The 9,950-nt window shown below is 53.1% G+C and carries 6 protein-coding genes; 4 read left to right on the top strand and 2 right to left on the bottom strand.

Annotation, left to right across the window (positions count from 1 at the left end; translation table 11 throughout):
• Positions 1-262: 262 nt before the first annotated feature.
• A complete protein-coding gene (locus LQ229_RS23795) occupies positions 263-1,123 on the bottom strand; it encodes an S-layer homology domain-containing protein (protein WP_230193091.1) in 861 nt (286 codons plus the stop codon).
• Between the two features lie 59 nt (positions 1,124-1,182).
• Positions 1,183-6,810, bottom strand: coding sequence for an immunoglobulin-like domain-containing protein (locus LQ229_RS23790; protein ID WP_230193090.1), 5,628 nt, complete (start codon positions 6,808-6,810; stop codon positions 1,183-1,185).
• A gap of 463 nt (positions 6,811-7,273) precedes the next feature.
• Between LQ229_RS23790 and LQ229_RS23785 the strand changes: the two genes are divergently transcribed.
• The 4 genes from LQ229_RS23785 (at position 7,274) to LQ229_RS23770 (ending at position 9,918) form a co-directional block, all read left to right on the top strand.
• Complete coding sequence (locus LQ229_RS23785; protein ID WP_230193089.1) at positions 7,274-7,507, top strand: WYL domain-containing protein; 234 nt, start codon at positions 7,274-7,276, stop codon at positions 7,505-7,507.
• A gap of 66 nt (positions 7,508-7,573) precedes the next feature.
• The gene (locus tag LQ229_RS23780; protein ID WP_216537022.1) at positions 7,574-8,095 is read left to right on the top strand and encodes a DinB family protein; all 522 of its coding nucleotides are present in this window, start codon (positions 7,574-7,576) and stop codon (positions 8,093-8,095) included.
• A gap of 141 nt (positions 8,096-8,236) precedes the next feature.
• Positions 8,237-8,737, top strand: a complete 501-nt coding sequence (locus LQ229_RS23775) for a sigma-70 family RNA polymerase sigma factor (protein WP_230193088.1) — start codon at positions 8,237-8,239, stop codon at positions 8,735-8,737.
• On the top strand, positions 8,734-9,918 hold the full coding sequence (locus LQ229_RS23770; RefSeq protein ID WP_230193087.1) for an anti-sigma factor: 1,185 nt from the start codon (positions 8,734-8,736) through the stop codon (positions 9,916-9,918). Before LQ229_RS23775 ends, LQ229_RS23770 begins: the two co-directional genes overlap by 4 nt.
• The last annotated feature ends 32 nt before the right edge of the window (positions 9,919-9,950 follow it).

Genomic DNA, 9,950 nt, shown 5'->3' with positions numbered 1-9,950 from the left:
AAATATTTCGATATGGCAGAGTTCCTCGAATGGCGCAAGACCAGGAAAAAAGGTGATTCAAAAGTAGTTCGGATTGGCTAGCACAATCTCAACGAGGATCATTTTACACACAATAATGGACTTGACCCTCAAATCGCGATTTGTGTATGAATTTCGAATAAACTTGCTTCAGGGTTGCAGAGGCAACTCGGACTATTGGGGTAAAAGAAAGGCGAACCAGCGCCATGTCTGGCGCCGACTCGCCTACGCAAATCAGCTTTGCCTAATCCAGAAGATTCGAAATCACTTGTGCGCTTTCCGCTCGCGTCATTGTCTCTTTCGGGGCAAACAGGTTATTCCCGCGTCCTCGAATGAGCTCCCATGCCTGCGCGGCTCCCACAGCGTCCCGAGCCCAAGCTTGAATTCGATCGGTATCGCTAAACGAGCTTGAATTTGCCGCGGCTGCCTCTGCGCCGTGCAAATACTTATACGCACGCACGATCATAACGGCCATTTCTTCCCGGGTTATGACGGCATTCGGCGCAAATGTGCTCGAATCGCGTCCAAGCACGATTCCGGCGCTGCTTGCCTTCGCGATCGCTTCGACATACCATGCATCGGGATCCACGTCTGTAAACGTCATGCTGCCTGCGGCGGTTAACCCCAACGCGCGTGCCAGCATCGCTGCGAATTGCGCTCGCGTTACATTCCCTTGCGGATCGAAACGAGTCGCGTCGACCCCTTCGATGATGTGTTTTGCCGCCAGTTTTTTAATGGCTTCCATCGCCCAGTGGCTCTCTCCTACATCGGCAAACGTTTTGTTATATTCCAGAACCGTATATTTCCCTAAAAGATGAATCTTCGCAGTTATGATGCCGTCCGCCAACGTTCCGCCCACGTACTTAAGGGATCCGTCTTCCGCAATATAGTAAATGCCCAACAGATCGGGATCGGCATTCGGATCGACTTGAAACGCAATCGTTAATGGCTCGGCAAAGGTTGTTACCGGTACGGAAGCTCCGTCCGCACCAACGGCTTGCATGTTAAAATCATACATATCGCTTGCCGTCGTCAAATGAGCCGTACGATGGGCAGCAGAGTTGCCAACAATCCGGGCGGCTTCTTCCTTCGGAACGAGCCGCATCGAGAAATGAATCTGCGCCTCTTCGGCCTCATCTCCCGGTACAGCGGCTTGGATGGTCTTCAGAGATTCGCTTGATTCTCCGAAATACGGACGATCACCGTGCCATCGACTGCGTCTCGCAAATCGTCTGCGTCAAGCACCAGGGTCGTCGATGGGATCTCGGGCTTCGCCGGACTCTTAGGCTCCGATGGTGCTGCCTGCGTACTCGACGACGAAGTCGTTGCCGTGTCGTCGCGATCCTTGTTGTATACGATTACCGTTCTTGTTACCTCGTCAGCCGCATTGCCCGCTGCGTCGCTTACATTGTAGTGGAACGTGTACGTTCCCGCTTTCGCTGTATTGAGCTTTGTTTCGCCATTTACGCTGCTGGTCACCGTAATCGCGATGCGATCCGTAATGTCGCCGTCACGATCGTCCATCGCCGTTGCCCCTGCATCCGTGTAGCTTGCGCCGACGGGCAAGCGAACAACCGGTTCGCCCAACAAGCTAATGACCGGCTTCGTCACATCCGTTTCAACGTCTTCCGATACGATGACCGTTCTTGTCACTTCGTCGGCCGCATTGCCCGCAGCATCGCTCACATTATAATGGACCGTGTAAACGTCCGGAATCGATGTATCGATTGCCGTTAGTCCGTATGCGCTGCTGGTCACCGTGGTCACGATGCGATCCGTAAGGTCGCCGTCCCGATCGTCGATCGCCGTCGCCCCCGCATCCGTGTAGTCAGCGCCAACGGCCAGGTGAACTACCGGTTCGCCTAACAAGGTAATGACCGGCTTCGTCACATCGGCTTCGACGTCCTCCGAAACGATGACCGTTCTTGTCGCCTCGTCGGCCGCATTGCCCGCAGCATCGCTTACGTTGTAATGGACCGTGTAAACGTCCGGAATCGATGTATCGATTGCCGTAAGTCCGTATGCGCTGCTAGTTACCGTAGTCACGATGCGGTCCGTAATGTCGCCGTCCCGATCGTCAAGTGCCGTCGCCCCCGCATCCGTGTAGTCCGCGCCGACAGGCAAATGGACAACCGGCTCGCCAAGCAAGGTAATGACCGGCTTCGTCGTATCCGCTTCCGGGCTCTTGACCGGCGCAATTCCCACAAAGGACAGCATCGGCGACTGGTTGCTTTGCACTGCCTTCAGCTTCAGTGTCAATGGTCCGGCTTCCGCCATGGAGAAGGTATACCCTTCTACTGCGTCGAACGAATTGTTGTCGAGCGTAACGGTGCCCACAAGCACGCTTTGATTGCCGTACTCAAGGTACACTTCTTCGGTGCGGGAATAATCAGGGCACCAACTGTAAGTGCCGAGAGTTAGCATATGCTCGCCGGCAGGCAAATTGTCAAACGTATAAGTAAGGGCCGCGCCGATCTGATTGGCGGTATAGATCCCCGTCGTGGTTTGCTTGCTGTACGGGCCGCTTGAAATCCCTTTGTACGATATGGACGGCGTGCCGCTAGCGTTGTAACCGCTATGGCCCCAACCGTTGGCCGTATCGTAAATCCGGTCCGGGGCATCGTTGAGAAGCGGCTTGCCGGCCGAAGCTGCAAGCGCCTCGACAGCGGTGTATGCGGGCGAATCGTAGCCCAATGTGTTGCCCGCCGTATGTCCGGGCGTCAGGCCGTTTGCCGTAGCGTTAAGATCCACGAAATACAGGATGTCCTCAGGTACGACTTCCACATAACAAACGGTTTCAAGGCTTCCGTAAGTGCCTGTTACGGTTACCGTTTCATAGGCGGTGTCGAAACGGACGCCGTCCAAATTCCAATTGACGGTCACGAACGATTTCGATCCGTCTTCATGCGTCGCCTCCACTTTCTCGGGGAGATTTGGCGCCCCGCCGACGTAGACGGCGGCATAATGAGGCGAGCTAAGCTCCCGTATATCGCCCGTAAACAACTGGTTCTTGGCAAAGACAAGGCGCGCCGCGAGCTGTTCGACCCCCTCTTGATCCAATCGGTAGGAAGCAGGATGATCCAGAGCTTTCTGGGCAGCGTTCCGCGCGGCTTCAAAAAGCTGCCAGTCGCTGTCGCGGAATTCGTCCAGCTTGTCGATGCCTTGCGCCTCTGCTGCCGCCTCTTGGAGAGCAGCCGTATCGGGCGTACCTTTCACTTCGCCGGAAACAACCGCCACGGCGTCCACAACCAAGGTGCCGCTTAACACCTTGATCCGAACGGTATGCTCGCCATATGCAAGCCCGCGAAGCGTAAAGGTTTGGTACAATTCCTTGGAGGCCGTCGTAATGGCTGAAGCCGCTACGATCTGCCCGTCCACCGTCACCTCCAGCTTCGCCGAACCGTCGTTGGGGCCCAGAATATCCAGTCCGGTGCCTACAAACGTGTATTCCAGCGCAGCATCAGCGCCTTGGCTTGTAGAAAGGGAGCGTTGATAATGGAACATGCCCTTGCCGTTGTCATGCGCCCACGAACCGCTGTAAATCAGCTTAGGCGCGGGGACGGAAGCCAGATCGTGCATCTCAAGATCGTCAAGCGCCTCGGAATAGTACGGCGCGTAGCCTTCCACCGTTTCAACCAGCAAATTGTCAAAACGAACGTGATAGTAGCCGCTGCCAAGATCCACCCGGCCGGACAACTTGGGATTCGGATCGGTATAGGAGGCAAGCTCCACCCCGTCCAAGTAGGCTGTCACTTGGTTGCCCGCAACTTGAACGGAAATGTTATGCCATGCGTTGTAAGCGGCGTCAAAACCGTCGATCTTTGCGCCGCCGGAACCGCTCGCGACATTGCCGTTCGCCACGGAACGGCCATCGACCAGCAGCTGCCAGCCGCCGTCGAACCAAAATTTCAGTACATAAGGCGTGCCGTTGATCGTATGGGAGCTGCCGCCGCCCTGATATCGGGCGCCAATCGCGGCGTAATTTGCGCCGCCTTGCGTATTGTTCGTTTCGAACGAAACGTCTACGCTGGCCTTATAGTTGGTCCACCGATAGTCGCTGATCGCCGTGACGGGCTCGCCGTTGTTCCACGTACCGCCAAGGCCCATAAGCCCGCGATCCAACTGCTGGCGCAGAACGTAGTTTCCGGTCTGCTCGTCCAGATATGCTTCGAACGCGCCGTTGCGATCGTGAGTGTAACGGGGCATTGCGCCTTTAGAACCGCCGCGTGATTCGATATAGCTCTGTTCCCCCGTAATTTGGCCGCCTTCGCCGATCACGGGAACCGTTTTGTCGGAATAGTCAAAATCGTCTGCATACAACATACGATCCTCGGTATTTTGAACCGACCCTGTCGCATCAGTGTCAAGCACCGTGCGCTCGCCCTCAACGGGGAGCGGTATATGATATGCATCGTCCCCGTTATTTTCCAATGTCGTAACGGTCACAATCGAATAAGGTTTGACGCGCACGGTGTAAACGCCCCCGCCATCGGCCGATATCTTTCCGAGAAACTTCATATAATTGCTGTTGAAGGCTTCTCCCTCGTCGGCCGCGCGAGTTTCCCATACTTCCAGGGAAGGAGTGCCCGTGTAGCCCATATTCACCGCCTGGAGCTTGTAAATTCGTTCATATTCGCTGTCATTCACGATAACAGTCGAAAAGTCGCTTTTGTCCGGAGCCGCCAGCGTCATGTAGCTCGGGGTGCCGTTGCGTCCGCTGACGGGATTCGTGCCTGTCGCGCCGGTATAGCTGGCTTGCGGAACCGCTCTCCAGATCCCCTCGTTATTATTGTCGTTCTCCCAACCGGCCTTCGCAAACCAACTGAAATGCCGCAGTACGAGAAGGCCTGCATCATAATGAATCCAGCCCGACCACGGATCGCGCGCGCTGACCAATTCTTTGAAGGAATATTGCCCGCCTTCGTAGAAGGAGCCAATGGCCGGCTGATAAACAAAATGCGTCCGGCGGGAATTGACAAACCCTTTGATAATAGTATTGCCCATCTCCAGCGAGCTGCCTGTACCGCCTATGCCGGTGCCCGCCACTGCAGGATCCTTCATGTTGTTGTTGGGACGGAAGGACGAGTTGCTGAAAGTAGCCTGCGCCTCGCTGTTCCAAACCTCAATGTCGAATTGCTCCGCGAGCCGTTTGAAATTGCCCGCACTGTCGTCATCGGTGTTGTAATGGTAGGCGGCGACCGCCACCGCGTCCCGCAGGGAAGCGTCGCTCACCATGCTCCCGCCGAAGGAGCCGATCCCGACTTCATCGGAAATGACAACCTCGATGCGATGATAAAGCGCTTTCTCTTCTTCGTTCGCAAAGCCTTCGTTATCCGTTCTGACCCGCTCGGCGTATTGTTTCGTCCACGTCAAATCCGGCGCATGCTCGTTAATATGGGGATTGACGTAATCGACCATATAGCCGTACTCGCGATAAGCGGCCAGGATGGTGTTTTTATACCAAGTGTAAATTTTTTCGTTGCTGTCCGCCCAAGCGGGAGCGCTCCAGCGCAGAATGCTCACTTTGAGATTCGGGTTCACTGCCTTGGCGTCGGCCGCAAGCTGGAACCCGGGATGCCGGGTCACGTTGGCCTCTTCGTCGGCCGTACGCATCGTGGCCGGATCCGGACCGGTGGAGTTGTTGCGGTCGTTGCCCATCTCGATTTTCACATGCGTCATGATGGGATTTTCTCCGCCGAATAGAATCTGCAGCAATTCCGCGTAAGCCTCGGGATGCTCTGCCTTATAATCCATCAACAGCGCGCTGGTGCTGTTGGCGCTCAGCACGCCGAACCCTTTGAACGTCAGGCCGTTGACATTGTCGGCTTTAATATCGTTGCCGTCCAGCAAAATCTTGACCATGGACGCTGCGTTCTGCCGGGCGTCTTCGATCATGCCTTTGATCCCGCCCTCGGCAATGGCGAACCAGCTCAAGATCGGTTTTTCGCCGGACACGTAAGCGTAGGTCAACGTCATGGGAACGCTCGTGTCAATGTCCTCGGGAATCGTAAATTCGCTCGAAATGAACCGGGTCGCATTGGTATTGAACTGGTCAAGATAGACGGTCTGCGTACCGCCGCCTAGATCCTGATACTCGATGCCGGGCCGTATGACGCGCGAGCGGTTGCCGTACCAATCGTGGAAACCGCTGCTGAGCGTGTAGGTTCCGGCTTCAAGAGCTTTTAATTGATAAATGATATGGTCATTGGCGGCTCGCAGCCCTACAACCCATATCGATGGGTCGGCAGCCGGGTCCGTATGCCCCCCGTCTTTGGAGTTTTTCACCTTGTGTACGGAATCGTCGAACCCCCAGTCGTTCGTTCCGCCAATAAACTTCTGATCCGGCGTTTGGTTGAGCAAATGTTCGCCGGTCAGCTCTTTGACCGCTTCATACAGCGGCGAGGCAGTTGGGCCGTTGCCTACGGAATCGCCGCCTCTACCGCTATCCACGAAGTAAACCAAAGGATTGCCCGCGGGCGGAATAACTTCCACATTGGCAACGACCGCCCTGCCTCCCGCCGTACCGGTGACCGTCACGGTTTCGTAAGGCACGGCAAAGGTGTCCTCGCCGATATGCCAGGTTACAGGCGCGCTCTGGCCGTCAACTTCCAGATTGTCAGGCAAAGTCGTTCCTGCCGTTGTCTTCGCCCCCATATAGGCGGCCGCATAGACGGTATTCGCGCTATCGGCGAATGCGGTTGGCAGACCGAATGCGGGAAACAAACCAAACAACAGCAAAGCGGCCATTGCGATAGAGCATATCCTGTTTCTGGCGGTATGCTTTCTGCTCATTCGTACATCCTCCTTTTGATGCAAACTTACAGCCGTCGGCCTTAGCGGTACATGGCACATATTGAAACCGCTGTCAAAAATAACTTCGTCCGATGGCCGGATTCAGCTTTTCCGGGTGTCAGTGATCCGATCCATTTTCGACTAGCCTTTGAATACACGCCTCCTCTCATCGCCGATACCGCGATTCGCCAGCGGCCTTCCCCCTGAAAGCGTTTTTTTAAAGCTCAATAGCTGTTATATCATACCTACTCACAATGGGAACATGTACTTTTCCATGCACATCCTGCAAGATTTTAACGGATCTTTTGCGAATGATAATCCGGTCGGGGCAAGTAACAACAATTTCGAACAGAACATGTAATTTTGTTTGCTATTGATAAAATCCAACTCTCCCGCGCGAAAGTGTGTACAAAAAGCCGCCAATTGGTTAATGTGAAAGCATGAGATAACAACGGCAAATATAATGATGGACATAGGGAGGCCTCCGTTAGGGAAAATGGATTACTTGAAAGAACGCTTCGATCGGGAAGTACAATTTGCTATTGACGCCCCCACCTTGGAAAAATACATTCCAATGTACTTGATGACATTCGGAACGAGAATCCGCGTGCTGGAGCCGGAAAGAATTAGAAAGTTAATGGCTGAAACGGCTAGAAAACTGGCCATCTTCTACGAAACGGAGTCGCAGCTTCACTGACAGGCTTTGTCAGGGGGGCTGCCTTATGATTGAACAAGGAAAACAATTAAAGGAGGACTGCATCAGATGAAACATCATGCATTGGAATTGTATCGTTATCACGTTTGGGCGAACCAAAAGGTGATCGATCGCCTGAAAGAGCTTCCGAGAAATATTTGCGATATGGAAATTCAAAGCGTCTTCCCTACCGTTTCCCAGGTGCTCGCTCATATTTATATTACCGACAACTTGTGGTTTGCGGTCGTTTCCGGTGAAGAAAATAATGAGATCTTTCCGAAGATCGCCCGTTGGACGGAGGAATCGAAGGACATCGGACTAGAGGAGACCGAGAAGCTGTACGCGGCTATAGGGGAGCGGTATCAATCTTTCCTGTCGGGACATCCGAATTTGGACGAGGCCATGACTATTCATCATCCCAAATATGGGTCGCTGGATACCCGTCCTTCGGAAATTATTCAGCATGTCGTCAATCACGGAACGTATCACCGCGGCAATATTACGGCGATGCTGCGCCAGTTGGGCCACGCCGGCGTTCCGACGGATTATGCCTTCTATTTGTTTGAAATCCGCAATGGGGAGCGATTTTAACCGACAACAGTTAAAAGATTTCAGTAAAAAGAGCGAGGCTAGTGGTCAATTTCCGCTAAATTCGCTCTTTTTTTTCATCATTGCCCAAGGGGCTGTAACTTTTGCCGAAATAAAACGTGTATAGGGTGAAGGGGGGAGTCAATGGAACGAAATTCGTTGGATGCGATATATCAGCAATACATGAAAGACGTATACCGTTATTTGCTCTCCCTTTCCTGCGACCATCATATAGCTGAGGAATTGGTTCAGGAAACATTTTACCGGGCGTACTTATTTTTGGAACAGTGCCGGGAAGAGAAAATCAAACCATGGCTTTTTAAGGTAGCTTATCACGCATTTATTGATTTCAAGAGAAGAGAAAAACGAAGCGATGCGAAAGAAACGGATTTTTTCGAACAGCTTGCCGATGGCAACACCCCGGAAACGGAGTTGATGCGGCAGGAATACTGGGACGGCATGGAACGGACGATTGCCGGCCTGCCCGACAATCAAAAGCAAGCTTTACTGCTGTACGATTTTCATCAGCTGTCCTATAAAGAAGCCGCCGACGTGATGGAGATCAGTTTGTCCCATTTTAAAATATTGCTGTTCCGGGCGAGGCAAAAACTGCGGCAAAATCGGGAAAGGAATGATGTCGATTGACCGAACGTTTTAAACGGCAGCTGAAAGAGTATGCCGAGGGCAAGCTTTCAGACGAGGAAAAGGCAGAAGTGGAAAGAGAGCTTGAGAAGATGGAAGCCTATCAAGCTTATTTGGACGAGGTCATGGGAGAAGAAAAACGGCTGGCCGGACAAGAACCTCCGCAAGACCGGAGCGATCCCCAAGCGGCCCGAAGAGAAAGAAAGATTATTCGGAAAGGGAAGTGGCGGGCAAGAATCGGCAATGCGTTCATGGCGCTGGCGATTTTTATCGTCTTTTCGATTGTCAGCTCGGTCGTTACCGCCTTGTTTTTCAGTACGGGTACTCCGAACAGGATGGAACTGTATCGGGACATCATCCGTTCGGCCATTGCCGTTACCCAACCGAATATTTCCGTCAATTTAAGTTCTCATACAAATGCTTATTACAACGTCGATTACAAAGGCCAACTGAATAAACAAATCGGCGATGCCCGCATCAATATCGGCGATTTTTCCATGAATATGTTCTTGGGCCTGCCGCGCGGCAAAGATATCATATGGCGTACGGAAACGGAACCGCAAAATTACGTTTTTATTTACCCTGATCAGGCTCAACCGCCGGGGGAGAAGAAAAGGAACATGGAGCCTGCGGCCGAATGGGCGACCCTCGACAAGCTGCCTGAAGGTACGGTGGCGGAAGCCTTTTTTTCATTGGACCGATTTTATTCGACCGGGGAGCTTCTGAAGCTGTTCGAGGATAAAAATATGTCCCCAGTATGGTTTGCCGTATACACCGGAGAAGATTCCGGATCATTGGGTCCGATAGGTTTTCCCTATTATCCGATGTGGCATCATGACGACTGGAAGATGACGGATGAGACGGTAGAGAAACGCGGAATATTGGGGAAAGTTGTCACAAGGGGCTATTCCGCTCCTCCGGTCGACTCGCTTGACGGAACCATCCGGGAAGAAAATTTTATGAAGACGCTGTACTTGCTGCAGAAGTATAAAAGGATTGCGAATCATGCGGCGTTTGACCTGAAATTGGATGAGCGGATTCCCTATCTCGAGGAAAATGGAGTCAAGCTGTATGGGGTAGCTGTTACCGGCCCGACCAAAGAACTATTAAAGCTGCAGCGCGAAGACTGGATTGCCGCGATTCGCCTGGGCGAAGTGCGGTTATGGAACTGGAGCGACCGTTAACCGTCGCTCCTTCTTTGAACGGAGAAGGGGCT

The sequence above is a fragment of the Paenibacillus sp. CECT 9249 genome, assembly GCF_918697855.1.
Taxonomy (GTDB): Bacteria; Bacillota; Bacilli; order Paenibacillales; family Paenibacillaceae; genus MSJ-34.
The sequence above is the reverse complement of the archived record's forward strand: the minus strand, read 5'-3'. Positions and strand labels throughout refer to the sequence as shown.